Origin of the sequence: Neorhizobium petrolearium (genome assembly GCF_029854435.1) — a bacterium.
Lineage (GTDB): Bacteria > Pseudomonadota > Alphaproteobacteria > Rhizobiales > Rhizobiaceae > Neorhizobium > Neorhizobium petrolearium.
Genome location: NZ_CP123001.1, coordinates 461,002 through 486,684, shown reverse-complemented (window position 1 = coordinate 486,684; position 25,683 = coordinate 461,002). Strand labels below are relative to the sequence as shown.

Genomic DNA, 25,683 nt, shown 5'->3' with positions numbered 1-25,683 from the left:
TCATGACCATCGTTACCCGAAACATCATTACTCCGGGCATCGTTCCCGCATCCGTGCTTCTGGCCGAACCCCGGCCTGACTGGCTGACTCGATGGGGCCGTTTCGGCGTGACGCTGGGCTTCGACAAGCTCCAGCCGGAACTGGTCGCCCAGACAAAACTTGTTCTGCTCGATTGCATCGGCGCCATGGCATCCGGCATGCAGGAGCCGGAACTGCTGAAACTCGCAGGACGCCTCGCCAAACGCGGTCGCGGCGACGTAGCGGCTGTCGGTGCCGGCATTTCGCTGCGCGGCGACGATGCGGCTTTCATCAACGGTACAGCCGGCACCGCACTGGAGCTGGATGAAGGCAACTCGTTCGCACGCGGCCATCCCGGCATACATGTTCTGCCGGCGGCATTGTCGACCGCGCTTGCCGGTGGCAAGAGCGGCAGGGATTTCATGACCGCCTTCATCCTCGGTTACGAAGTGGGCGCGCGGGCGGGGGCTGCCTGCCGCCTGCGCCCCACCGTTCATCCACATGGAACATGGGGAACGATCGGCGCGGCTTTTGCGACCGCCCTGCTTGATGGAGCCGACGAGGAAGCTCTGATCGAGACGGTCAATGTTTCCGCGACACTCAGCGTCGGCGCCAGCCTGCGCGCAATGTTGGAAGGCGCCACCGTGCGCAACAGCTTCTGCGGTTTTTCCAACCGCAACGGCATGATGGCCTGGGATATGGTCGCTTCCGGCTTCAAGGGTGAGATCGACTCTGTCTGCACCGTTTATAGCGGCATCCTCGCCGAGGGTTTCAAGCCGGAAATGATGGCGGATGAACTCGGTAGTCGTTACGAGATCCAGCGCAACTATTTCAAGCGCCACGCCGCCTGCCGCTTTACCCATGGTTCGCTCGATGTCGTCCGGTCGCTGATCACGGCCCACGGCAGGATCGGGCCTGAAGACATCGCTTCGATCGAGGTCGAGACCTATACCTACGCGGCACAGCTAGACAGTCTCGAACCCTCCAACATGCTGGCGGCAAAGTTCTCGCTGCCGTTCGCGGTCGCCACGACGATCATCAACGGCGAAGCCTCCGTGCCGGCTTTCCGCCAAGCCTCTGTCGACAACGAGACGATCCGCGCGCTGGCCCGCAAGGTCTCGGTCCGCGAAAAACTGGAATACACCGCCATGCTGCCGGACAAACGCCCGGCGCACCTGACCATCCGCCTCGCCGACGGCCGCGTGCTGGCTGCGGAGACCATGACCAATCGCGGCGATGCGGTCGATCCCTACACCCCGGATGAGGTCCGCGCGAAGTTCTTCGAGCTTGCCGTCCCGGTCTGGGGCAAGGCCCATGCCGATCGCATTCTGAATGCCATTGAAACGATCGAAACGGCGCCGGACCTGAAAGGCCTCAACAACCTGCTTGCCCAGCCTGCGATCAAGGAAGCCTGAAATGACCTTGAAAACTCTCCTGTCCCGGCCCGGCCCGATCGTGGCCCCTGGGATCTACGACGCCCTGACGAGTTCCATCGCAACCGATGCCGGCTTTGAAGCGCTTTATCTCTCCGGCGCGGCGATCGCCTACACCAGGCTGGGTCGTCCGGACATCGGCCTCGTCTCGATGACGGAAGTCGCCGATGTGATCGAACTCGTGCGCCACCGTGTCGAGACGCCGGTCATCGTCGATGCCGACAATGGTTACGGCAATGCGCTGAATGTCCTGCGGACCGTCAAGACCTTCGAACGGGCTGGCGCCAGTGCCATCCAGCTTGAAGACCAGACGCTGCCGAAGCGTTGCGGCCATCTTCAGGACAAATCGCTGATCTCGGCATCCGAAATGGCCGGCAAGATCAAGGCGGCCGTTGATGCCCGGACAACGGAAGAAACCCTGATTATCGCCCGCACGGATGCCGTCGCCGTCGAAGGCTTCGAAGCGGCGATCGAACGCGCTTCGCATTATGCCGATGCCGGCGCAGACGTGCTGTTCGTCGAAGCCCCCCGCTCGCAGCAGCAGTTGGAAGCCGTCTGCAAGGCACTCGGCCACCGTTTGCCGCTGCTCGCCAACATGGTGGAAGGCGGCAATACGCCGATGATGACAGCAGGCGAACTCGGCGCACTCGGCTTCAAGATTGTCATCTTCCCAGGCGGCATCGTACGGGCCATCGCCCGCACCGCACAGGATTACTATCATTCGCTCCAGGCCAATGGCAGCAATGAGCCCTTCCGCGACCGGATGTTCCAGTTCAACGACCTGAATGAACTGATCGGAACGCCGGAAATGCTTCAAGCCGGGCGCGAGTACGAAACCTTCGTTCCACCGAAGGGCGCCTCCAAGAAGGGCAATGCAGCATGACCACGAAAACGCTCGATCCCGTAACACTCGCCATCCTCAATGGACGGCTGGAACAGATCGCCGACGAGATGGACGCGACGCTATATCGCTCCGCGTTCAACCCTATCATCGCCGAAGCGCGCGACGCCTGCCACGGTCTCTACCACGCGGAAACCGGCGCGACGCTCGTTCAGGGCACGCGAGGTCTGCCGATTTTCGTGGGCGCCATGGCCTTTGCGGTGAAAGCGGTCATCGAGAAGGTGGCCCGAGATGGCAATCTTTCGCCGGGCGATACTTTCCTCTTCAACGATCCCTATGCCGGCGGTACACATCTGAACGACTTCCGGCTCGTGAGGCCGGTTTTCCGCGACGACAAGCTCTATTGCTGGATCGCCTCGGTCGGCCACTGGCTGGATATCGGCGGCAATGTGCCAGGAGGCTTCAACGCCAAGGCAACGGAAAGTTTCCAGGAAGGCGTGCGCATCCCGGTCGTCAAGCTCTTCACCAAGGGCGTCATCAACAACGACATTGTCGAGATCCTTTCTGCCAATTCGCGAGTGCCGCTATCCAACTACGGCGACCTGAACGGTCAGCTGAACGCGCTCGACCTTGGCGAACGAAGGCTCGGCGAGCTACTGGACAGCTATGGCAACGACACGGTGGAGGCAGCGTTCGAGGCCTTTTCGAACCGCGCCGAAGCAATGATGCGCGAGGAAATCCGCGCCCTGCCGGATGGCACATATGTCTTCGAAGACTATCTCGACAATGACGGGATCACGCCGGACAAACTCACCATCGCGCTCGACCTGACGATCAGGGGCGATGAGATGGTGCTGGACTTCTCCCGCTCCTCCGGCCCCTGCGCCGGACCGCTCAACATCGCCTATTCGACGGCGGCCGCCTGCTGCTACGTGGCGCTGAAGCATGTCTTCACCAGCGTGCCGGCCAATGCCGGCTGCCTGCGGCCGATCGAGTTCGTCATTCCGGAAACCACGCTGCTTGGCGTCAAGCCGCCGAAGCCGGTCGGCGGGTATACGGAAATCATCCTGCGCGTCATCGGCGTCGTGTTCGGCGCGCTTGCGCAGGCCGATCCCGCCCGCGCCACAGCTGGCCCGTTCGGCACGATCAATGCGCTTTCCATCGCCGGTTACCGCGATGACGGTTCGCGTTACGTGATGTTCTCCTTCTTCGGTGGCGGCCTTGGCGGCAATCCCGAAAGCGACGGCTTGAACCACGCCAACAACCCGATCTCCATGGCGACCATTCCGCCGGCAGAAATCATGGAAGCCTCCTATCCGGTGCTCTTCACCCAATGGGCGCTGCGGCCGGATTCGGCCGGTGCCGGTTATCACCGCGGCGGTGTCGGCGCGATCTACGAGGTCGAGGCCATGACCGACGCGGATGTCTTCCTGCTCGGCGAACGCGGCGTCTACGCGCCCTTCGGCGTCGCCGGCGGCGGGGAAGCGGCGCTCAACCGCTTCACCTGGCAGGCTGATGACGGCGAACACTCGCCACCGCTTGCCTCCAAGGTCGCGGATGTCCGCATCAAGCCCGGCCAGCGCGTGCGCATCGAAGCCCCCGGCGGCGGCGGTTTCGGCAATCCGAAGACGCGGCCTGCCGAAAAGGTGGCCCGCGACGTCCGCCTCGGCTTCGTCAGCCGTGAAGCAGCCCGCGAGATCTACGGCGTCGAAACCGATGCCGCAGGCAATATCGATATGACTGCGACGATGAAACTGCGTGAAGGAGCTGCCGCATGAACACCAACGTAAAGACGGGCGGCGCCTCCGTCGTCGGCGTCGATGTCGGCGGTACGTTCACCGACCTCTTTTTCCACGACGCTGCGACCGGCCGTTTCCGGACCGCCAAGGTTTCCTCCAACCGCGGCGATGAGGCGATCGGCTTCCTCGAAGGCCTGAAGACCTTCGGCTCGATCGCTGAACTCGGCTCTATCGTGCACGGCACGACGGTTGGTACCAATGCACTTCTGGAGCGCAAGGGCGCCTGCACTGCGCTCATCACTACGACCGGTTTCCGCGACGTTTTGGAAATGCGACGCCGCGACCGGCTGAATACCTGGGGTCTATGGGGCGACTTCGTACCCGTGATCGAACGGGACCTGCGTTTCGAAGTGAACGAACGTATTCTGGCGGATGGTACCGTTCGCAAAACGCTCGATCCGGAAGAAGTCAAGGCCGCCGCCCGCCGTGCGCTCGCTGCGGGTGCCGAGGCGCTCGCCATTGTTTTCATCAACGCCTATGCCAACCCGGCCAACGAACTCGTAGCGCTGGACGCCGCCCAATCGGTCTGGCCGAACGAGAACGTCGCGTGCTCTTCACAGATCCTGCCCGAGATCCGCGAATTCGAACGCACCTCCACTACGGCGCTTAATGCCTATCTGCAGCCAGTCGTCGGCGGGTATCTTCGCAAGCTGACGGATGCGCTGAAAAGCGAAGCCTTTAGCGGACGATTCCACATCGTCCAGTCGAACGGTGGCGTCATGTCGACGGAGACAGCACGTCGCCTGCCGGTGCGCACAGCCCTGTCCGGTCCCGCGGCCGGCGTCATCGCTGCGGCGGCAATCTCCAAGGCGGCTGGTTTCCCGAACATCATCACCGGCGATCTCGGCGGCACGTCCTTCGACGTTTCGCTGGTCGTCGAGGGCGAGACCTCCCTTGCTGCCCAGACAACGATCGACTTCGGCCTCGTCATCCGCACGCCGATGATCGAAATCACCACGATCGGCGCCGGCGGCGGTTCGATCGCCCATGTGGATGCTGGCGGACTGTTGCAGGTCGGGCCGGAAAGCGCCGGCTCGCGCCCCGGCCCGGTCGCTTATGGGCAGGGCAATACGCGCCCGACGCTGACCGACGCCAATATCGTGCTCGGCCGCATCAATGCCGACCGCCCAATCGGCGGCAAGCTCGCGCGTCTCGACGTCGAAGCCGCCAAGAAGGCCATCGAGGAACATGTGGCCAAGCCTACCGGCCTCGGTGTGATGGAATCCGCCGAAGCGATCGTAAAGATCGCCGACGGGCGGATGGCCGGCGCCATCCGCCTCGTTTCCATCGAACGCGGCCATGATCCGGCGAAATTCGTTGCCGTACCGTTCGGCGGCGGCGGCGCACTGCATGCCGGCTCATTGATAAAGGATGTCGGCCTGCAGGCCGCACTCGTGCCGCGTTTTCCGGGCGTCACCTCGGCGCTCGGCTGCGTCATAGCCGACATTCGCCACGACCAGGTGCAGACCGTCAACCTGACGGTCGCGGCACTCGACACCGAAGTCCTCGACAAGCGTATGGTGGCGGAGGCGGAAGCCGCCCGTCAGATCGTTGAGGAAGCCGGCCTGCAGATAGAGCGTATCGATGTCATTTTCGAACTCGACATGCACTATGTCGGCCAGACTCACACGGTTTCCGTGCCGCTGCCGGTGACGGTCGAAAATGGCTCGACAGGCGTAACCCGCGAGATTGTCCAGGCCGCATTCGATGCGGCATATCAGTCATCATTCAGCCGGCTGCTACCGGGCCTCCAGGCCAAGATCGTCAACCTGCGAACCTCGGCGATCGGTCGCCGGCCGCATTTCAGCCTCGGGGCACTGGCTCCGGAACCGGGTACGACCGTGGAACAGGCGAAGCGCGGCAACCGCCCCGTCTGGTTCGATGGCGGTTGGCATGACACGGCGATCTATGCCCGCCTCGAACTGCCGGTTGGCGCGGTGATCCAAGGACCGGCCATCCTCGAACAGCCGGACGCGACCGTATTGGTCGATCCAGACCTCATGGCTCGCGTCGACGACTTCGGCAACGTGATCATGGAGCGGAAGGGATGAGCAAGTCCGCCATTCCGGTTGAGAAAACTGGTCTGATCATCGTCGATCTCACCAACGATTTCCTGGCCCCGAATGGGGCTTATGGGCGCGCCGGCCAAGGCGCACAGGAGATCGCAGCCCTTCCGGAAAGGATCAAGCCGCTGGTCGACCTCCTGCGCGCCAAAGGCGGTTGGGTGATCTCGGCACAGTTCACGCTAGTGCCGGCCAAAGGCGGCGAGCCGATTATCTCGCCGCATCTGAAGGAACTGCGCCCCTTCCTCGGCAAGGGTGACTTCGCGCCCGGAAGCTGGGGCAACAGCCTGGTTGACACGCTGGCGCCGGCCGATCTGGTGGTGGAGAAAGTTGCATATTCCTCCTTCTACATGACGCGACTCGAATGGGTTTTGAAGAAATGCGGCATCGAGCGCCTGCTTGTCGGCGGCATCGTCACCAATGGTGGCGTCGCTTCCACGGTCCGCGACGCGCATGTCCGGGATTTCGACACGACCGTGCTTTCCGACGGCTGCGCCGCCTTTTCGCAAGCCACCCATAACGTCGCGATCGAGGCGCTGAAACCAGTCGCCCGCGTCGCCACCATTGCCGAAATCTGCGCCGAGCTCGGCTGAGCCAAACAATCGGAGGATATCATGCCCGTTATCGAGACCACGCTGATCGAAGGATATGACGCGGAGACGAAAGCGCGTCTGATGAAGGGCATGGCGCGCGTGGTGCGCTCTGTGATCGCGGCGGTGCCGGAAGGCACGATCACCGTCATCCGTGAAGTAAGCCCGAGCTCCTATGCCCGCGGCGGTATTCCGCGAGTGCCTGGTCCGCCACTCCCGCCGGCAACGGATTTCGTCGCCGACTTTGCGAAGGCGCTCGCAAGTGGCGATGCGGCGAAGGCGTCCGCATTTCTCACGCCAGAATTTACCGCCACGGATACCAAAGGTGCCACGATCAATCTCGCCGGGCTGATGAACGCCGCAGCCGGTCGGGTCTATGTTCGCTTCGACGAATCCGTCAACGACGAGAACGTGCTGGTGTTTGCCGAAGGTAGGGCCGGTTCCGCCCGCTTCATCGAACGCTTCACCATTTCCGGAAAGCTGATTTCCGGATACACAATCTGGACCACCGCATGAACAGCGCAGGTGACAAGGCCGACATCGTCATCATAGGCGCTGGCGCAGCCGGCCTTTGCGCCGCGCTTGCCGCCTGTGAAGCTGGTCTTTCCGTCATTGTGCTGGAGCGCGACACGGAGCCGGCTGGCAACACGGCGATGACACTCGGCATGCTTCCGGGCGCCGGCACGCGTTTCCAGCGCGAGAAGGGCATCAAGGATACGCCCCAGCTTTTCCTCGCCGACATCATGAAGAAGGCCAAGGGCAAGACCGACGAGCATCTTGCCCGTGCCGTTGCACAAGCTTCCGGTCCCGCCGTCGAATGGCTGCATGACCGGCACGGCGTGCATTTTGAACTGCTGGACGACATTCTTTATCCAGGGCATGCGCGCCATCGTTATCACGTCCCGAAAAGCCGAACCGGCGTCGAGATGGAGGCCAATCTTCTCAGGGCCGCGCAGGCTGCCGGTGCGCAGATCGTCACGGGCGCATTGGTACAGCAGCTGTTGTCGGCGGAAAACGGCCAAGTGGAGGCGGTCGGCTATAGCCTCAACGGTAAAGACAAGGTGATGGGTGCTGGCGCGGTCGTGTTGGCAACGGGCGGTTATGGCGCGGATGCCTCCATCGTCGCGCGACACATTCCCAGCATGGCGGATGCGGTTTTTTGCGGCCATCACGGCTCGACGGGCGACGCGCTGCGCTGGGGCGAAAAACTCGGCGCGGCCACAGCCGATCTTGGCGGCTATCAGGGTCATTGCGTGGCCGACGGTCCCGACCTGCCCGTCACTTGGGCATTGGTCATCCGCGGCGGTTTCCAGGTGAATTCGACCGGCAGGCGTTTTTCCAACGAGATGAGCGGTTATTCCGAGCAGGCCTCCGAATTGCTGAGCCAGCCCGACGGCACCGCTTGGACGATCTACGACAAACGCTGCGAAGAGCCGGCGCTGACGTTTCAGGATTATCACCGCGTGCTGGAAAGCGGTTCGGTCGTAACGGCGGATAGCATCGGCGAGCTCGCCGACAAGATCGATGTTCCACACGAAGCACTGCAGGCGAGTTTTGACCAGGTCTCCGCGGCGATCGGCGGCCTTTCGGCTGATCCGTTCGGCCGGGAGTTTACCGACTTGATGCCGCTCGAAGCGCCTTTTCTGGCGGTTCGGGTCCGAGGAGCGCTGTTTCACACCCAGGGCGGCCTGATGGTCGATGCATCAGCGCGCGTGCTGCGGTCGGATGGTTCGGCGCTACCCAATCTCTTTGCCGCCGGCGGCGCGGCACGTGGTCTCTCCGGCCCGGCTTCTTACGGTTATCTCGGCGGCAACGGCCTGCTGACGGCCGTTGTTCTTGGGCGTTTCGCCGGAGAAGGCGCCGCGGCGCTGCTGGGCAGCGCAAGACAAACGAAATGATGTGGAGGATCTGAGTTTGGCCAAGGTTCTAGTGATCGTCCCCTTTCCGATGGACGAGGACAATCTTTCGAAGCGTAAGGCACAACTCGACGCGGTCAGGCTTGGCGAGGGCATCGAGTTCGATTTCAAGCCGGTGCGCATCGCGCCGGTCAATTATGTCAGCCAGCAGGATTCGGTGCTCGCCGATGTCGGTATTCTGGAAGCCGGACTGCAGGCACAGGCTGAGGGTTACGACGCGGTTTGCATTGATACGATGAGCGATTCCGGCATGTCGGCGCTGCGTTCGGTGCTCGATATTCCGGTTATCGGCCCAGGCCGCCATTCCATGCTGCTGGCACTAACGCTTGGCGAAAAGTTCTCGATCCTCGCCATGTGGGATCGCTGGCGGCATCTCTATACGAAGACGCTCGCCGAGCTCGGTCTGCAGCACAAATGCGCCTCGCTACGTTCCGCCGGACTGCAACCGAATAACCAGAGCCTGCTCGCTGGCAAGGAAGACGAATTCTTCCCGGCGCTTTACGAAGCGGCGATGCGCTGCATCGAGGAGGACGGCGCCGATGTGATTATCCTCGGCTCGACCACGATGCACGAGGCACATGCCTATCTCGCCGAGCGCCTGCCTGTACCGATCATCAATCCGGGTCCATTGACCTATCGGCTTGCCGATGCAGCGATCAAACTGAAGCTCGCACATAGTCGCGTTTCCTACCCCTCCCCTTCGCAGATCGCAACCAAACGCCTGGCCGAAATGGGCAAGATTGCAGCCGGACTTTGAGGAGGACCAAAATGACCCGCATTCTTCTACTGTCGCCCGCCGACCTCGACCTAGCCGATGAGGTCATCGTCACCGGCGTCACCGATTCCGACACCGAAACCGTCCATCGCCGTGTCATCTATCCCTCCTGCCCGCCGATCGGCGCGCATGACTGGGCGCTTGCCGACCTCGCCATCATGGCCGCCGGACAGGACGCACAGGCTGAAGGCTTCGACGCAGTCTGCCTCGCCGATTTTGGAGATTACGGCGCCAACGCACTTCGTTCGCTGCTGGATATTCCGGTCGTCACCGCCGGCCGTGCGTCCATGCTGCATGCGCTTACGCTTGGCGCTCATTTCAGTGTGCTCACCGGAGAACGGGATTATGCCCGCGTTAAGAAACTCGTGCACGAATATGCGCTCGACTCGCAGTGCGCCGGCATTCATCTGTTGAGGCCCGGGGCCGAGGTCCTGGATGTGGTCGGTAAGGCCGAAGTGCTGGTGATCGCCGGGGGAACGCAAAAGTCCGGATTTGATGTGCCTAATATCCCGATCGTCGATCCTGTTTCGCTGGTGGTGAAAATCGCTGAAAGCCTCGTGGGCCTTTGCCTTTCCCACAGCCGCCGCGCCTATCCGGTGCCGCAGATGCGTAAGGCGGCATTGATCAAGGCTATCTCGCACCAAAGTTAAGGCAGCGATCGAAAAGATCGAAGAGCATGTGAATGACGCCCTCTCAAAGGCGCGCGCGTGGTCAAGGGCGGCAAGTGGCATGCGCGGCAGATCTGGTTCGTGTTTTCCGCGTTGCCGAGGCCTTGGAATCCGGCATGACCGGTATCAATACAGGCCTTATATCGACGGCTGAAGCACCGTTCGGCAGAGTCAAGCTCGTCGGTCTCGGCGACTTAGGATTGCGTTGCAGCATCGAGGCCATCACCAAGGTCAAATATGTGTGCGTCGGCAGCGTTGGCTAATCAAAATGCTCCCTTGCGGCGACCGTTCTGCAAGGCGCATTCCCGCGGGCGTATGAACTTCCGAATTCCCGAAAGATTTGAACCCGATAGTGTTCCTTTGCAGTTGATCTTCGCTTTTGATTGAACTCACCATTTAGCCGAAACCGTTTCATTGGCGGCGTGATCTGTTTACTTTTCGTCACAAGCTATGGCTTGTGGGGCTACGTGTTCTTTTGATCTCGCATTAAAAGGACACGTGCGCGGAGCACATGCTCTTGCTCCAGGCTAGGCCGTTCCGGAGGCTATGCCGCAGTGGCTTGGTAGGTCGGATACGTGACGGACGCCTTCGGACGAACATCGGCAACATCTCAACCCTCGATAATGCCGTCGCCGCATTCAACTCGACGGAGCGACAGACAGGCAAGACGATCATCCGCACTAGCGTATGAGAGACTTCGGGATGCGATCGAGCCGATAGTTAGCGGATCGCCCTCAAGCCGGTGCCGACGGCCGGATCAATTCCGGCCGTTATCAGCGATATGCCACCCAGGCTTCCGAAGTGGGCAACAACATCGTCTTGAGGATATAGAACATCGAGCCTGTGTTTTTTGCAGTTGATAAGATCAGAATGAACGCCTCTGTTACCACAAGTTCCTCCGCAACAGATTTGTTAGGCGTGCCAAGAATTTGGTCCGGCTGGAATGACTGATTGGGGACCGACTTCGGACTAACGGTCTCCGCCGGCATGCACCAATTGCGGAGACCGGATTACTCACTTTCCGGGATGAAGCCTCCGGTCTGGCGTTTCCAGAGCCGGGCAAACAGCCCATCGCGCATGACAAGTTCGCCGGGTGTGCCCTCCTCGACGATACGTCCTCCATCCAGTACCACAATGCGATCCATCTTTGCGATGGTGGAAAGGCGATGGGCGATCGCAATAACCGTCTTTCCCTCGTAAAAGCGCAAGAGCAGGTTCACCAGTGTCGTTTTCCCGGCGCCGGACAAGCCTACAAGGCCGACCTTCTCGCCGGATTTGATGGTGAGCGATAGATCCTTGATAACCCGCTTTTCCGCCCGATACGCGAAGCTGACGTTCTGGAAACGGACTTCTCCGCCTATGACCACGATCTCTCCTGCTTCTGGCGGATCCACAATGGTCGGCGGGGTCGTCATCACCGGCATGGCGTCCTTGATCGTGCCGATCGCCTGGAAAACCTGCTGCCCCATCTGGAGAAAGGTGAAGGTGTGTCCCGAAAGACGCTGCAGGACATAGACGGCCGCAACGAACTCACCGACGGATATGAAGCCCTCGACCAGTCCGGTGAGCCCGATCGACAGGATGGTGAGCCAAAGCCCGGTATTGAGCGCAACGACGATGAGTTCCGAGGTCCGGTAGATCCGTTGCTCGCCGTGCTGCGTGTTGACCGCATTCTGGAGGACGCGACGGATGGCGCCGGCCTCACTGTCTTCCGCGGCGAATTGCTTGATCATCTGCATGTTGCCGTAGAGATCGTTGACGGTGCCGGCGATCAGGCTGCGCAACTTGGCGGTACGCCGGGATCGCTCGGTGAAGATCGGCGCCATCTTTACCGCCAGCACAACATTGAGCACGATCCAGACCACGACCGGCAACGCCAGTTGCCAAGCCAGGGCCCCGAGCAGCACCACCGATCCGGCCATCGACAGAATGAAACGCGGAATGGTCTGGAACGCGGCAATGATCTGCTGCTGAACGGCGGACGCGACCTGCGAGAGGCGCAAGACGACCTGTCCGGCGAAAAGATCGTGAAAAAAGGCAATGTCTTGCCGTTCCACGGCCTTGTGGCCCTGCCATTGGATTGCGACTGGCATCGCGACGCTCAAGGTGTGGGACTGAAGCGTGTTCAGCAGGAATGACGCGATAGGCAGTCCTGGAAACAGCAGCAGGCCCAGAAACGTCAGCAGCGGCCATTCGGCTCGCAGGAAGTTCGCCGCGCCCTGCTGGCTGACACCATCCACGACAACGGACAAGCCCCAGACAATCGTCAGATTGATCGCCTCGACGGCCATGGCGGCGAGTGCAAGCGCAATCAGCACCGCCCGGAACATCGAGATGAAATGCAGAAGGACGGCAACCGGTCTTTTGGAAGGCAGCGGCCGGTAAGGAATGTCCAGAGGCCGGATCAGCTTCTCGAACGGTCGGTAGATGGCGTCTGAAATCGACATGTCTCTATCGCTTCGAATATCGGCAAATACGGCGGTTCACTATCGCCACCGATAAGACCATCGTCGGCGCCGGGAGGCAACCTCAGAGGCGCCGCACACAGATGGCGATTCAGGTCTGAGAGCAGGCGGCGATCACGATGGCATCGCCACCAGCGGACAAGTGGAGGATTGACCCTCTGCGCCCTTTAGGGCGAATCGAGAGCGACCACTTCCGGGTAAAGAAGAACATGCCCAAGATCGGTGGCTTCCAGTCATTTAACTCGGCACGCCGAACAATAGCCGGTTTGACGATTTCGGCTTGCGGATGGCGGCAGGCGATCAGCGCTTAATGAAGGCGCCGTCCTTCATGATCATCGGCATATGCATACCCTGACGCGTGAGAAGCGTGAGATCATCGAGAGGGTTGCCATCGACCACGATCAGGTCGGCGAATGCGCCGGCGGCGATCGTGCCGATCTTGCCTTCCACCCGCAGCAGGCGCGCGGCGATATGGGTGGCCGAGGCGATGACGTCTATGGCTGGCAGAACCCGGCCGCGGATGACGAATTCTTCCGACTGGTGCACATGCATGCCACCCAAGAGGTCGCTGCCATAGGCCATCTGCAGGCCGGCCTCGCGCATGATCAAAAGCGATTCCATGCCGGCGAGACGAACATCATCGACCTTGGCCACCGATGCGGCTGGCAGGCCCATGGCTTCACCCTCGCTCGAAAGCTTGTCATAGGTGACGAGCGTCGGAACAGCGAAAGCTCCCCTTGATGCGGCAAGCTTCGCCGTCTCAGGTCCGATCAGGTTACAGTGTTCCAGCGAATGCACGCCACATTCGACCGCCCGGCGAATGGCCTGGTCGGTATAAAGATGCGCCGAGACATAGGTGCCGGCATTTTTCGCTTCCTCGACCACGGCAAGCAGCTCTTCGCGGGAAAAGCCGAGAAAGTGGATCGGGTCGGTCGGCGAGGATACGCCGCCATTGGCCATGATCTTGATGAAGTTGGCGCCGCTCTTGATCTCCTCGCGCGCGGCACGGCGAACTTCCGGAACGCCATCGACGATACGGCCGAGCGCACCCAACGGGAAGCTGCGAAGCTGCACCGGATTATCATTGAAGGGGCCGCGATAATCGCAATGACCGCCGGTCTGGGCCAGGGCCTTGCCGGAAATATTGAGGCGCGGCGTCGGCCAGGACGCTTCGAGGGCAGCGGCAACCAGGCCCGAGGTTGCACCACCGACATCGCGCACCGTGGTAAAACCGCGATTGAGCATTTCGCCCATCAGCTTGAACGCGCGCACCGTGACGAGCGTATCGGGAAGCTGGCCGTTGCGGCCGAGATCGGCAGTCGAGGCGACAACATGAACATGGGCATCGATCAGGCCCGGCATCAGGATCTTGCCGGAGAGATCGATGCGTTCGGCCGACGCGCTTGAGACCGAGGTGCCGACCTCACGGATCATGTTGCCTTCGATCCGCACATTGACCGGATCGCTCGGGCGATCGGCAGTGCCATCAACGATGCGGGCGTTCTCGAAGAGAATGTTTGTCATGAAACTTGTCCTGGGAATGTGTTCAGGCGCGCCGCGCCTCAAGATAGGCAGGGATAAGCAAAGGCGCATAGGCAGCCGCCTTCGCAAGATGCTCCTCGGTATAGGCACCGCTTTTATCGAGCAAGTTCATCGTGCCGATGGTCTCGCCGTTGTAGACGACGGGGATGTTGATGACGGCACCGAGACCGAGGCTGAAAATCAGCTCATGGTCGTAGAACGCCCAGACAATGGCGTCCCGGTCCGGCCCGAGAAAGGTCTCCTGCCGGTCAATGACCTTCTCGCCCCACGGGGTCGGGCCCATGAGCTTGCGGCCGAACACCGGATAGGCAGCCTCGTTGCTTGAATAGACGCGAGCGACCTCGTCGCCATCCCGGTAAAGCAGGGTGAAGAGGCCAAAGCCGATTTCCTGCGACAGGGCCTCTTCCAGAGCCTTGTAGAGCGTCGCGGGCTGGCCGGGCGCGCTGAGCATCGACAGAAGTTCCTTCACGGTGATGTCTCCGGTTTCGGTGCGGGGGCGATACGTTCGGGCAGAATGCCCTGCGGGCGCAGATGCAGGACACAGAGCAAGGCGAGGCCGACGAGAATTTCGCGGATTGCCGCCACCTGCCCCGGTTCAAGCACGGTGAAGAGCTCGCCGAGAAAACGCGTCGCTTCGAGGAAGAACACGACGAGATAGGCACCGGCAAGCGCTCCCACCGGCCGACCGACACCGCCTGCCGTTACCGCGAGGAAGATATAGATGGTAATCAGCGGCTGGAAATGATCCGGCGAAATATAGGTCTGGAAATGACCGTAGAGAGCCCCCGCCAGACCGGCAATCCCCGCCGAAAGCGCAAAGGTCTGCATCTTGAAACGGGTTACGGATTTACCGGCGAAGGTCGCCAGTTCCTGGTCTTCGCGGATCGCCTTCAGCACACGCCCGAATGGCGACAGATCGAGGCGGCGCATCGTCAGGAACACCCCGAGTACGATGACGCTGACCAGCGCGAGATAAAACAGGTTGAAGCCATCGACGCCGAGCTCTGCTCGAAACGGCGCGGGTATCCCCGATATGCCATCCGAGCCGCGGGTCAGCCAGCGCTCGTTGAGCGCCACCATGCGCACCACCTCGGCAAAACCGAGGGTCACGATGGCGAGATAGTCACCGCGCAGGCGAATGGTCGCAAAGGTGGCGAGGATGCCGGCGGCGGCACCGATCAGGCAGGCAAGCAACATGGCAAGCGGCAACGGAACGCCGGCAATCGCCACCAGCGCCGAGGCATAGGCACCGACGGCAAAGAAACCGGCGACGCCGAGATTGACCATGCCGACGCCGCCCCAGATCAGATTGAGGCTGAGCGCCAAGAGCGCGTAGATGCCGCCGAGTGTCAGCGTGAAGATGAGGTAAGACAGCATCAGGTGTTCCTTTCACCCAGAATGCCTGCGGGACGCAGCGACAGGATGAGGAGAATGGTGGCGAAGCCGACGGCCGAACGATAGGTGGCCGGCAGAACCAGCACGGCCAGTTCCTCACCGATGCCGATCATGGCCGCGCCAAGTACGGCTCCGGGGATCGACCCCAGTCCGCCCAGCACCGCGGCGGCGAAAATCGACAGCAACAAACGTGATCCCGTCATCGGATCGATGGCCGTGTCGAGACCGAGAAGCACGCCGCCGACACCCGCAAGGCCCGCCCCGAGCGCAACGGTGATCATGGCGATCCGGGCCGGGTCCATGCCGAAAAGCCTGCCAAGATCAGGATTGTCGGCAACCGCTCGCATGGCTTTGCCGAACCGGGTAAATCGCAGGAACAGAAACACCGCTGCCATGATGGCGATGGCAATCGCCGCCGTCTGCAACTGTTGCGGCCCGAATCTGAGGCCGGCAAAACGCCAGTCACGGGCGATCGGTAGATCGAATCCCTGAAGATCGTTGCCAAAGATGAAACGGATGACATTCTCGAGAATGAGATTGACCGCGATCGAGGCGATCGCCACCGCAAGCGCGCCGGAGGGACGCAGACGGGCAAGTGCCGTCTGCTCCGCAATCAGGCCGACTGCGCCGCCGGCAACAAATGCCACCAGCGCGGAAGGAAACACACCAAGTCCGAGCCCGCTATTGAAATACCAGGCTGCGAATGCGCCGACCGTGGCGTAGGCCCCTATGGCAAAGTTGACATAGCGCAGCACGGCAAAGATCGCCGTGAGGCCAAGGGCGGGAATGGCGATCAGCATCCCCGTCATGATACCGTTCAGTATTGCCTGCGCCACGATCGTCATCACGGCCTCACGCGATCTTCAGGAGCTTGAGCTTGGCACCTTCGACCTGTTCGTAGCGGAACTGACTGTCGGAGATGTCACCGGCAGCGGTGAAATCGCAGGGGCCGGAAGCGCCCTGATAGTTCACCGACTTGCCTTCGGCGATCAGCTTGAGACCATCGACCGCATTGTCGACGACCATGCCGCCCTCGGCCTGGGAAACCGAACGGATCGCATCGCGGATCGACTTGCCGTTGGCGGCGCTCGCCTTGGCGATGGCCATGATCACGAGGTTTGCCTGGTCGTAGACCTGCGTGGTGTAGGGATCCGGATTCTGCATGCCGATCAGCGACACCAGGCGCTTGTAGGCGCTGGACGATTCGGCCGGCGACGGCGCAATCGTGAAGATGCCTTCGACAATTTCCGGGGGAACGCTGTCGATAAGCTTCTGGTTGACGGAATAGGCGAAGGCGATCTTCTTGCCTTCGTAGCCGGCGCGGAAGATATCCTTGAGAAGGACAGCGGTATCCGCCGCGTAGCCGCCCAGCACGATGACATCGGGACCATAGGCCAGCATGTCATCGACTTCGCTGCGATAGGACGGCTTCTTGTCGTCATAGATCAGCGATTTCGTTTCGCCGCCGGCGGCGTTCACCGCCTTCGTGATATTGGTGAACTGGCTTTCCGCAAACGGGGTCTGCGGCGAGAAGAAGAACAGCTTCTTCACGCCCTGCTCCACGGCGAACTCACCAAACTTGCGGCCCTGGAGAATGGTCGTCGGCTGCGTCCGGATTATGTAGCCCTGATGCGGCAGCGCCGTGATGGCGTCGGCACCGGAGACGGTGGCCAGCATGGTGCCGGATTCCCAGCAGATCGGCGCAACCGCGGTCGTGACCGACGAGGCCCAGGTGCCGAGAATGGCCGAAACGCGATCGACATCCACCAGCTTGCGGGCGGCGCGAACACCGGCTTCCGGGTTCGTCTGGTCGTCTTCCGAAATGATCTCGATCTGGCGTCCCAGAACGCCGCCGGCCTTGTTCACCTCGCCGGCGACCGCCTTGATCGCCTTGACCATCACCGGCCCGTAGGGGCCGCCCGAGCCGGTCAGCGGCGTCAATGCGCCGATCTTGATGGCCCCGTCCTGTGCCATGACAGTGTGCGGTACAAGACCGGTTGCGGCGAGACCGGCCACGCCGCCCATGAAGCCGCGGCGACTGAATGTGAAGCTGCTCATGCGTTGTTCCCTCTTCTTTGATTGATTGCTGACCGTCTTCTCAACCGCCCAGGAACAGGCGGCGAACTTCAGGATCGGCGGCCAGTTCTCTGCCGCCGCCAGTGGCCGCGTTGCGACCGGTAACAATGACATAACCGCGGGTGGAGATCTCCAGCGCCTCAAGCGCGTGCTGCTCGACCATGAGGACGGGCAGACCGGACCGGTTGAGTTCGATGATCGCCATAAAAAGCTCCTCGGCCGCCTTCGGCGAAAGCCCTGCCGTTGGCTCATCGAGCAGCAGCAGCTTCGGCTCGGTCATCAGGCTCATGCCCATGGCGAGGAGTTGCCGCTGACCGCCGGAAAGCGTGCGCGCCAGCGCCTTTCGTTTGTCGGCCAGAACAGGATAGCGGGCATAGACAGCTTCGCGCCGGGCCGCCATGCCCGAGGGATTGCCGAAGCTGGCGATGTCGAGGTTCTCGGCCACCGACATCGCGCCGAACACGTTCTTTTCCTGCATCACGAAAGCCAGTCCGGCCTTCGAGCGACCGAGCGCATCCTGGCGGGTCAGATCGGCGCCATTCATTCGGACGCTGCCGCCCTTCAGCGGCACCAAACCGGCAATCGCCTTGAGAAGTGTCGATTTGCCCGCACCGTTCGGGCCGATGATCGTGACGATCTCGCCCGCTTGCACGTCGATCGATGCACCTTTCAGGATTTCCTCTGCAGCGCCATAACCGGCCACAAGACTTTCAGCCTTCAACATGATCAGTGCCTTCCTCCGAGATAGGCTTCCTGCACCCGTTCGTCGGAGACGACCTCGGTAAAGCTGCCTTCGGTGAGCTTGCGGCCTTCGGCCATGACGATGACCGGATCGCAGAGACTCCCGATCAGCTTCATGTCGTGCTCGATCAGGCAGATGGTCACACCTTCGGCATTCAATGCCTTCAGATGCTCAGCGATTTCCGCTGTCAGAGTGGGGTTGACGCCGGCCATGGGTTCATCGAGCAGGATCAGCCGAGGCTTGGCCATCAGCGCCCGGCCGATCTCGACAAGCTTCTTCTGGCCGCCCGACAGCGCCGTTACCGGATTGTCGATCACATGGGTGAGGCGCAGCCGGCGGGCGATGGACAAAGCTTCCTCCGCCAGTTGTTCCTCGTGGCGCCGTCCGGCCGCGCTGCCGGTGAGGCTGGCCAGCAGGCCTTCTCCAGGATGGTTCTGGCCATAAAGCATGAAGTGCTGGAATACGGTGAGTTTTGGAAAACCCCGCGCGAGCTGGAAGGTACGGACCAGACCCGCGGCCACACGATCCTGGCTTCTGGCCCGGGTGATGTTGACACCGTCGAACATCACCGAACCGCTATCGGGCATATAAAGCCCCGAGATGCAGTTGAAGAAGGTTGATTTGCCGGCGCCGTTCGGACCGATGAGACCGGTGATGGCCCCCTCTATGACATCGAGATCGACGCCCGTCAGAACCTTGACACCATAGAAGCTTCGCCGGAGATCCCTTACCTGAAGAATTGACTTCATGGCTGCGGCTCCGAGTGTTTTGCGATCGTCGAAAAGTAGTCCCTGACCTGCTGCTTCCAGAACTCAAGCAGAGTTTCGTAATAGGTCGAATCCGCAGGACGTAGCACCGTCTGTGCAATCATTCCTCGGATCAGGCACATGGTGGCGTTCATGACGATGCGGACGCTGGCGGGATCTGCCTGCCGGTGGGCGGCAAGCGCCGTCCAGATCGCATCGAGACGATCATGAAACTCGTGCACGACGGGTATTAGGCCGGCGCGGAAGCCTTCGTTATGGCGCGCCTCGGGCAGGTATTCCAAGGTCACGTAGAAGAGTCGGTCGAACATGACCCGCCAGAGATAGTCGACGATCTCGTCGGTCGAACCGCCACGACGGCCGTAGGTGTCGGCAAAGGCCGCCAGCTTCGTGTTGACCTGCGTCAGGTGGTCAGCGACCGCGCTGATCACCAAGTCTTCCTTGGTGGCGAAATGATGGGTCAGCGCACCGCGCGACACCCCGGCTTTACGGGCGATCTCTGGGGTCGACATCTTGTTGAACCCCTGATCGTGAAGAAGTGCAATCGTGGCGTCGAACAACGCCTGGCGCGTTTCGCTGGATCGTTCACTTTGCGTGCGTGTACGTCGCGCGCCCGAAGGCCGCGTCTTGACTGAACTCACGATGTCCCCTCGGCTTTTTGCCAATTCTTAAGTCGGCAACCATTGGCGCCGCTTCTGTTGCAGCAATGGTTTACATGTAAAAAACAAACAGTCAAGTTTGTTTTTTACTGCACCTGCAACGGCAATAAGCAGGGCGCCAATCGTCCCTCGTGTCGCTTCGTCACGCTGATTTCCTCGATTTGCTTGTTGGCGCCGGGGAAGTCCGGCCCATAGGAACAAATCGCTGGTTTCAAAGCCATTCCAGCGTCGGCGGGCAGCTTTTCCAACCTCACCCCCTGGGGTTGCCAAAAGAGGCACGCGCGGCGTGTTTTGAATCTGGTGAGACGGCGGCTGGGGACGACGGGAGGGGTAACGTACCGGCGGCGGCGCTGATCATGCTGATGAGAAGACATCGATCATTCACGTCGTTCTCCGCTGACGGCGCGAAGCCCCCATACGGCCTCTCTTTTGGGCTGGTCTGGCACCGGACCGGCCCTGGCCTGCAACGACTCCGCCGACCTTCTTCCCCTGACCGCAGGCGGTCATTCCTCGCGAGCCAACAAGCTTGGCTGCCACCGTCCTTCGCTAACGCTGCGGACCTGCGGATGCATTCCGTCCAATCCGTCGCCTCTCGACCGCCATCGAGGCCGCATCGGGCGGCTTCGAACAACCTCAGGAGATCAAGACAATGGCTCAGATCGGCACCTTCACCCGCGACGAAACCGGCGCCTACAACGGCGCCATCAAGACCCTCACCCTCAACGTCAAGGCATCCATCAAGCCCTGCGACCGCGACAACGACCGCGCACCCGACTTCCGGGTCACAGCAACGGGTGTCGAGTTCGGAGCAGGCTGGAGCCGGACCCCCGCGAAACGGGCGCCGAATACCTCTCGCTCAAGCTCGACGATCCGTCCTTCACGGCGCCCGTCTACGCCTTCCTCGTCCAGGGCGACAAGGGCGAGCACAAGCTCATCCGGTCCCGCTGACCAGCATCACGGCGCTCCGCTCAAAGCGGGGCGCCCTCATTCGATCACATAGCCCAGCGCGCGATAACCCACTCGTCGCTTTGCGGCCATTCGGGCCAGCACCGGAACGGTGCTGTCGACATAGTCGACGACCAGGACGTCCCGCTTGCCATCATGCTGACGATGCAGACGTCCGACATACTGCGCCAAAGTGCCTTTCCAGGCGATCGGCATGGTCAGGAATAGTGTGTCGAGTCGGGCGTCATCGAAGCCCTCCCCGATATAGCGGCCTATCGCAAGTATCAGACGCTCATCATCGTCTGCGACATTCAACGCCGTGTTGGCTTGCTTGCGATCCTTCGCCGACATGCCGCCGCGTAGCACCACCAGATTTTTTACAAACGGCGAGAACTTCTGCTGCAGATAATCGAGGTGATCCTTACGCTCCGTCAGCAGGATGGGCGAACGTTTGGCCTCGAGGGATTTCAACACGTCATCGAATATCAGGTCATTTCGGCCTTCGTCCTGCGCAAGGGCTGCATAGATTGCTGGCATTGACGGGCGCTCGACCGAGGCGAGTGACGCTGGCAACTCAAACTTCGTCGAACGGTCGCGGGCACGATGGCGAATACCACGCTCGGCAGCTTGAACTCTTGCATTAACCCGATGGCGAACGGGGCCGCATTGCATGAAGATGATCGGATGATGGCCGTCTTTTCGGGCGACGGTGGCAGATAGGCCGACGACATATCGCGCTTTGGATCTGCGAGCGACAAGCTCAAAGCTTGCAGCGGACAGGTGATGGCATTCGTCGACAATCAGATGACCGTAATTACCCACGATGTCATCGACCTCGCCATTCCGAACCAGGCTTTGGATCAGCGCCACATCAATGATCCCAGTTGGCTTTCTTTTCCCGCCACCGATGATGCCGATCTGCTTTGGGTCGATGCTCAGGAAGGAACTCAGACGCTCCACCCATTGGGTGAGAAGCTCCCTGCGGTGAACAAGAACCAGCGTGTTGCGGCTTCGATGTGCTACGAGTGCAGCTGCGACAACTGTCTTGCCGAAGGCGGTCGTGGCGGCGAGCACGCCGTTATCGTTGGCGACAACAGCATCAAAGGCCCGCGATTGTGGCTGGCGAAGCATCCCTTGGAAGGAGACGCCGGCGGGTAAAGGCTCTCCGTCTTCGCGGTGATCCTCCAGATTGGCGGTCACGCCATAGCTCTTGATGAGTTCAATTGCTTCGTCGAAGCAGCCTCGTGGCAGCGCGACATGGCGCGGGTGAAGCTCGGCACAGGAGATGATCCGAGGCTTGCCAGATGTCGGCAATCGCATTGCTTGCGCGCGATAGAATTCCGGGTTCTGGAATGCTGCCAGACGCACGAACTGCGCAATCAGCGCGGACGGAAGCTCGGTCCTATCGATGTAAACCTGGTCGGCGATTACAACCTTGATGCTTTGCGGGATCGCAGCCTCAATTCGCCGCGGCTCGCTACGACGTGACGGCAACATCTTCCACGGCTCATCGGCATGTTCGTCATCGACCGGCATCCGGACGCCCAAGACCCGTCCCGCCAATTCGGCTTCGTCGGCAATCCTGAAGACTTCGTCCACCGATAACCTGGGCAAAGACGACAGGTACGCCCACTGGTCATCGTAAGGTCGTAAGTCGCCATCGACAAAAACGCTGTTGCCATTTTCACGGGCTTTCCTTTGCAGGGGAAGCGCGATCAGATTGCCGAAGCCGCCAAGTGGCATCGTGTCCTGATTGGGAAAGAAACGGTCATAAGACGTGAAGCCGATCTCAGGGCGGTTCTCCATCGTCTCTGTGATCAGCGCGGCACCCAGTTGACGGGCGATCCTGGCCGGAATGGGCTCGGCGAAGAATATCCAGACATGGCCTCCGTTTCCCGACCTCGAGCGTTCGAGGGCTGCGGCAATACCTTTTGCACGACATGTTACCAGCAAAGCTCTGGTATCATCCGCCCAGCTTTCCTTGTCGAAGTCAGCAGCAAGGAACCAGCATGTTTCGTCTTGCAGCAATGGATATACGCCGGCAGCAAAGTCGCTTGAGCGAGCATCGCCGCCACGGAGGTGCTTTTCGATGATATCTTCGGAATATGGGATGAAAGCCTGATGCGGGCAGTCCCCGCATTTCACCTTCGGCTTGCCGCAGATTCCTTTCGCCCACTCATTAGAACAGGCCGGTGAATAGCCGGAGCGTCCGTCCTTCTTATTGTTCCAGCGAACAGGGAAGACGTCGGGCCGACCGGCAAACAGCTGCCGAAATAACTCCACCTTCTCCATCGACGGTGAGCTGTTGGTAACAGGGGCGTCGGCGAAGGCTGGCTTCTCTGCGTCGGCCTGGCTATCGGAAATCAGCTGTTGCTCAAACGCTTCCAGTTCACGCTCAAGCGCCTTCCGCTCATCATTCAGATCAGCCAGCCGCCGTCGAATGCGAGCAATGTTCTCCCATGCATCATTCTTTTCCGCCAACTTTGCAGCTTTCGCCAAAATGATCGTGGGGATCAGCATAGGCCAAAGGCGTCCGTTTTTTAAGACGCACTATCCATCTCAGCCTCCGGAATTATGCGGAGAGAAATCCGCAGAAATCACCGGCAAATCCGGCCTTCAGCGACCGACACTCTGCATAATCACGTTCTCAGCATAATGCAGAGCGACATTTTGCGGTGCACCGCAAAACACCGAATTCGGCGCCGGCGGGCAGAAGACCGCCCGGAAAACCGAACGCGACTACATCTCCGTCAGGCTAGACGACCCGTCCTTCCCCCAGCCGATCCAGGCAATCCTCGTCGAGGTGGCCGGAGAGAAAGGCCTACAGCTCATCTGGTACCGCCCGAAGCAGCGGCCGCACTGAGGACCAGGACGATGTGGCCCCGCCGAGAGGCGGGGCCGGCTGACGTCGGAAGCGAAGATCGCGGGGGCAGGGCCCGTCGCGATCTTATTTTCGTGCGCCAGGACAGACAGGATTGCCGGATCGACCGGCGATCCTGTCTGTCGCACTCCATTGTCTCGCGATTCCAGGGAGGCCGGACTTGCTACCGCCAGCGTGCCGCGAAGCGCGCCTGGCGACAGCGACTTGCCATACATCTCGAGAATGGCCGCGACATCCTTCAGGATGCTGGTGAGCGGTGCCCCGCCAACATGTGAAAACTCCATGTCGCCGCGCTCGAACAAGGCGAGGCAGATCTCCCCGGAATCATGGCGCGACTGATAGGCAAGCCCGTCCGGCCGGTCCGGGTGATCCCAAAGCGCGTCGGTCCACAGGCCGCAAGGTCCATACGGGCCGGTGGAGATCGCGTTGTCGGTGCCGACCGCCTGCAGCCCAGTTCCGTGCATCCGCACAATCTTGAGAGGACGGGCACAGGCAAGCTCGCTCACCGAGCGGCCGGTGATTTCCGTCATCGACACCATCAGGCGCTGCGGATTGCGCAGGATGGTTTCCGCCAGCGCGCCGGCGCGGCTCGTGCCGACATAAAGGACGCCGAAGCGTCCGGTGGTGCTGTCGAAGCGGTTCGTCGCCGGCACGCCGCCGCCAGGCCCGAAAAAGACCGGCTCCAGCGCACTGCGATGCACGCGATGGAGGATCTGCCCCGCTGGAATAATATCGATCGGCAACCCGGACCCCACGAGCCAATCGGGGGGCGGTGGGGCAGCGCCCGATGGCCCTCTATCTTTTCCGGACGCCATCAGGCGAAGCCGTCCGAGCCCTCGGCGCGGACCAGCCGCGCGACCGCGTCGCGCTCGCCGGCGCGCAGCGCGGCAAGCGGCGTGCGACCGCCGAGCACCGCGTCGGGCGCTAGCAGGAAATCGAGCGCGATCCAGGGGCCGGCGGCCGAGAAGCCGCGCACCACGTCGGCGATTCCGGCAACTGTCTCACCCTGATCGAACTGGCAGGCCGGATACCGCCAGTCGCTGCCCTCGCGCACCGCAAGCAGCGCGCCGGTCCGCCGGCGCTTGTCGACGGCCTGACGGCTGATGCCGAGGATCCGGCCCGCCTCGTCGGCCGACACCGCGCCGCCGGCCCGCGCCAGCAACTGCTGGCGGTGTTCGACATTGCGCGCGAGTGCCGGAACAAGTGGATCGAGATCGGTGACGGCGGATCCCACCATCTCCGAATGGCTGAGCAATTGCGCCAGCGAACCCGCATCGGTCGGCGCAGCCAGCGCGTCGGCCAGATCCTTGGCAGACACATTGGCCGAGATGCGCTCCAGCGCCGACATGGCCCGGCGCAGAAATGCCGCCTGGATCGAGTCCGGATCAGTGTGAATATTGAGCACTAGGCCCACGGGTACATGGGACATGATTGCAATCTCTGCGGTTGTCGTCGTATCCAATATGGTGTATCGACATACAAAGTCAACCGAGCGTATGGAGGATACTCCCGTGCTCGACGTCGTGGAGACAATCATGGCCGATCCAGTCGATCGCGCGATTGCTGCTGCGAAGCCAAATGCTCGCCGTAGGCCCGCGCGTCCCTGGCCCGTCTGCGCTACTCTCATGATGCTGGCGCTGCCGTTCCTGATCGCCGAGGCGATTGCATGGATTGCCTTAACCCTGACATGGTGGGCATTTTTCGGCATTCTCTATCTGATGCGGCCCGCCGTCCTGCTCCTCGGCATCGCCGCGATCATGTCGGTGCCGATGGCGATCGTCGTCTGGCAGCATCCGGATGCTGCGAACGGAATACCCTTCTGGGCCTTTCCGCTCGGAGGCATCGGCGCGCTTTTGTTCGTGGTCGGCTATGTCGGACAGGTCGACCGGCTCCGGCCGCCGGATTTCACCGACCGATACCCGCCGTTCAGGACATCCCGGCCAGAGGAGCCGTCGCCGCCCGGAAGATTGGACGCCGATAAGGGGTCAACATTCCGCGCCGGTTGACGGGCCATAGATTGAGCACCGCTTTTGGCATTTTGGCGGATACCGTTGAAAAAGGCGCGTGTTAATCTCGCTCCGAGGTTCCCGTTGTAGGGACGTGCCGAGATG

The 25,683-nt window shown here is 61.4% G+C and carries 22 protein-coding genes and 6 pseudogenes; 15 read left to right on the top strand and 13 right to left on the bottom strand.

Going from position 1 to position 25,683, the window contains the following annotated elements:
• Positions 1-2: 2 nt before the first annotated feature.
• The 11 genes and pseudogenes from QEO92_RS29155 to QEO92_RS29105 all read left to right on the top strand — a co-directional run.
• Complete coding sequence (locus tag QEO92_RS29155) at positions 3-1,433, top strand: MmgE/PrpD family protein (RefSeq protein ID WP_227705609.1); 1,431 nt, start codon at positions 3-5, stop codon at positions 1,431-1,433.
• 1 nt (position 1,434) lies between these two features.
• The gene (locus tag QEO92_RS29150; protein WP_227705608.1) at positions 1,435-2,334 is read left to right on the top strand and encodes an isocitrate lyase/PEP mutase family protein; all 900 of its coding nucleotides are present in this window, start codon (positions 1,435-1,437) and stop codon (positions 2,332-2,334) included.
• Positions 2,331-4,070, top strand: coding sequence for a hydantoinase B/oxoprolinase family protein (locus QEO92_RS29145; protein WP_227705607.1), 1,740 nt, complete (start codon positions 2,331-2,333; stop codon positions 4,068-4,070). Before QEO92_RS29150 ends, QEO92_RS29145 begins: the two co-directional genes overlap by 4 nt.
• The gene (locus tag QEO92_RS29140) at positions 4,067-6,142 is read left to right on the top strand and encodes a hydantoinase/oxoprolinase family protein (RefSeq protein WP_037144933.1); all 2,076 of its coding nucleotides are present in this window, start codon (positions 4,067-4,069) and stop codon (positions 6,140-6,142) included. The genes QEO92_RS29145 and QEO92_RS29140 overlap by 4 nt, the downstream gene beginning before the upstream one ends.
• Complete coding sequence (locus tag QEO92_RS29135; RefSeq protein WP_037144930.1) at positions 6,139-6,747, top strand: cysteine hydrolase family protein; 609 nt, start codon at positions 6,139-6,141, stop codon at positions 6,745-6,747. The genes QEO92_RS29140 and QEO92_RS29135 overlap by 4 nt, the downstream gene beginning before the upstream one ends.
• Before the next feature lie 21 nt (positions 6,748-6,768).
• On the top strand, positions 6,769-7,260 hold the full coding sequence (locus QEO92_RS29130) for a tautomerase family protein (protein WP_052182546.1): 492 nt from the start codon (positions 6,769-6,771) through the stop codon (positions 7,258-7,260).
• Positions 7,257-8,642, top strand: a complete 1,386-nt coding sequence (locus QEO92_RS29125; protein ID WP_227705606.1) for an FAD-dependent oxidoreductase — start codon at positions 7,257-7,259, stop codon at positions 8,640-8,642. Before QEO92_RS29130 ends, QEO92_RS29125 begins: the two co-directional genes overlap by 4 nt.
• Positions 8,643-8,658: 16 nt before the next feature.
• Positions 8,659-9,417, top strand: a complete 759-nt coding sequence (locus QEO92_RS29120; protein WP_037145899.1) for an aspartate/glutamate racemase family protein — start codon at positions 8,659-8,661, stop codon at positions 9,415-9,417.
• 11 nt (positions 9,418-9,428) lie between these two features.
• On the top strand, positions 9,429-10,085 hold the full coding sequence (locus tag QEO92_RS29115; protein WP_037144924.1) for an aspartate/glutamate racemase family protein: 657 nt from the start codon (positions 9,429-9,431) through the stop codon (positions 10,083-10,085).
• Positions 10,086-10,168: 83 nt separating this feature from the next.
• Positions 10,169-10,366, top strand: a pseudogene (locus QEO92_RS29110) (aldehyde dehydrogenase family protein); the annotation flags it as partial.
• 296 nt (positions 10,367-10,662) lie between these two features.
• Positions 10,663-10,794: pseudogene (locus QEO92_RS29105) on the top strand (NADP-dependent oxidoreductase); the annotation flags it as partial.
• A gap of 319 nt (positions 10,795-11,113) precedes the next feature.
• Here QEO92_RS29105 and QEO92_RS29100 read toward each other — a convergent pair.
• Positions 11,114-12,550 carry an ABC transporter transmembrane domain-containing protein gene (locus tag QEO92_RS29100; protein ID WP_227705605.1) on the bottom strand — a complete coding sequence of 479 codons (1,437 nt, stop codon included), beginning with the start codon at positions 12,548-12,550 and terminating at the stop codon, positions 11,114-11,116.
• Between the two features lie 194 nt (positions 12,551-12,744).
• Between QEO92_RS29100 and QEO92_RS29095 the strand changes: the two are divergent.
• Positions 12,745-12,834 (top strand): annotated as a pseudogene (locus QEO92_RS29095) (DDE-type integrase/transposase/recombinase); the annotation flags it as partial.
• Positions 12,835-12,868: 34 nt separating this feature from the next.
• Here QEO92_RS29095 and QEO92_RS29090 read toward each other — a convergent pair.
• The 9 genes from QEO92_RS29090 to QEO92_RS29050 all read right to left on the bottom strand — a co-directional run bounded on the left by QEO92_RS29090 (position 12,869) and on the right by QEO92_RS29050 (position 19,994).
• Positions 12,869-14,092 carry a metal-dependent hydrolase family protein gene (locus tag QEO92_RS29090; RefSeq protein WP_227705604.1) on the bottom strand — a complete coding sequence of 408 codons (1,224 nt, stop codon included), beginning with the start codon at positions 14,090-14,092 and terminating at the stop codon, positions 12,869-12,871.
• Positions 14,093-14,114: 22 nt separating this feature from the next.
• A complete protein-coding gene (locus QEO92_RS29085; protein WP_227705603.1) occupies positions 14,115-14,579 on the bottom strand; it encodes a GAF domain-containing protein in 465 nt (154 codons plus the stop codon).
• A complete protein-coding gene (locus tag QEO92_RS29080; RefSeq protein WP_037155460.1) occupies positions 14,576-15,487 on the bottom strand; it encodes a branched-chain amino acid ABC transporter permease in 912 nt (303 codons plus the stop codon). The genes QEO92_RS29085 and QEO92_RS29080 overlap by 4 nt, the downstream gene beginning before the upstream one ends.
• Entirely contained in the window at positions 15,487-16,350 is an 864-nt protein-coding gene (locus QEO92_RS29075) for a branched-chain amino acid ABC transporter permease (protein WP_227705602.1), read from the bottom strand. The genes QEO92_RS29080 and QEO92_RS29075 overlap by 1 nt, the downstream gene beginning before the upstream one ends.
• A gap of 7 nt (positions 16,351-16,357) precedes the next feature.
• Positions 16,358-17,563 carry an ABC transporter substrate-binding protein gene (locus QEO92_RS29070; RefSeq protein ID WP_037155466.1) on the bottom strand — a complete coding sequence of 402 codons (1,206 nt, stop codon included), beginning with the start codon at positions 17,561-17,563 and terminating at the stop codon, positions 16,358-16,360.
• A gap of 40 nt (positions 17,564-17,603) precedes the next feature.
• Positions 17,604-18,305 carry an ABC transporter ATP-binding protein gene (locus QEO92_RS29065; RefSeq protein ID WP_037155469.1) on the bottom strand — a complete coding sequence of 234 codons (702 nt, stop codon included), beginning with the start codon at positions 18,303-18,305 and terminating at the stop codon, positions 17,604-17,606.
• A 2-nt stretch (positions 18,306-18,307) separates the two neighbouring features.
• A complete protein-coding gene (locus tag QEO92_RS29060) occupies positions 18,308-19,072 on the bottom strand; it encodes an ABC transporter ATP-binding protein (RefSeq protein ID WP_037155472.1) in 765 nt (254 codons plus the stop codon).
• A complete protein-coding gene (locus QEO92_RS29055) occupies positions 19,069-19,728 on the bottom strand; it encodes a TetR/AcrR family transcriptional regulator (protein WP_037155475.1) in 660 nt (219 codons plus the stop codon). The genes QEO92_RS29060 and QEO92_RS29055 overlap by 4 nt, the downstream gene beginning before the upstream one ends.
• Positions 19,729-19,832: 104 nt before the next feature.
• Positions 19,833-19,994, bottom strand: a complete 162-nt coding sequence (locus QEO92_RS29050) for a hypothetical protein (RefSeq protein ID WP_161784785.1) — start codon at positions 19,992-19,994, stop codon at positions 19,833-19,835.
• Positions 19,995-20,395: 401 nt separating this feature from the next.
• On the opposite strand from QEO92_RS29050, the pseudogene QEO92_RS29045 reads away from it, so the two are divergent.
• A pseudogene (locus QEO92_RS29045) lies at positions 20,396-20,694 on the top strand (DUF736 domain-containing protein).
• 36 nt (positions 20,695-20,730) lie between these two features.
• Here the strand turns inward: QEO92_RS29045 and QEO92_RS29040 are convergent.
• Positions 20,731-23,211 (bottom strand): TOTE conflict system archaeo-eukaryotic primase domain-containing protein, encoded by a 2,481-nt coding sequence (locus QEO92_RS29040; RefSeq protein WP_227705601.1) that lies wholly within the window; start codon positions 23,209-23,211, stop codon positions 20,731-20,733.
• 166 nt (positions 23,212-23,377) lie between these two features.
• On the opposite strand from QEO92_RS29040, the pseudogene QEO92_RS29035 reads away from it, so the two are divergent.
• Positions 23,378-23,554, top strand: a pseudogene (locus QEO92_RS29035) (DUF736 family protein); the annotation flags it as partial.
• A gap of 209 nt (positions 23,555-23,763) precedes the next feature.
• On the opposite strand, the pseudogene QEO92_RS29030 reads toward QEO92_RS29035, so the two are convergent.
• Together QEO92_RS29030 and QEO92_RS29025 are read right to left on the bottom strand one after the other, a co-directional pair.
• Positions 23,764-24,387 (bottom strand): annotated as a pseudogene (locus tag QEO92_RS29030) (RES family NAD+ phosphorylase); the annotation flags it as partial.
• The gene (locus QEO92_RS29025) at positions 24,387-25,001 is read right to left on the bottom strand and encodes a helix-turn-helix domain-containing protein (RefSeq protein WP_037155496.1); all 615 of its coding nucleotides are present in this window, start codon (positions 24,999-25,001) and stop codon (positions 24,387-24,389) included. The gene QEO92_RS29025 and the pseudogene QEO92_RS29030, both read right to left, overlap by 1 nt.
• A gap of 106 nt (positions 25,002-25,107) precedes the next feature.
• On the opposite strand from QEO92_RS29025, the gene QEO92_RS29020 reads away from it, so the two are divergent.
• Entirely contained in the window at positions 25,108-25,578 is a 471-nt protein-coding gene (locus QEO92_RS29020; protein WP_280107532.1) for a hypothetical protein, read from the top strand.
• Positions 25,579-25,683: the final 105 nt, after the last annotated feature.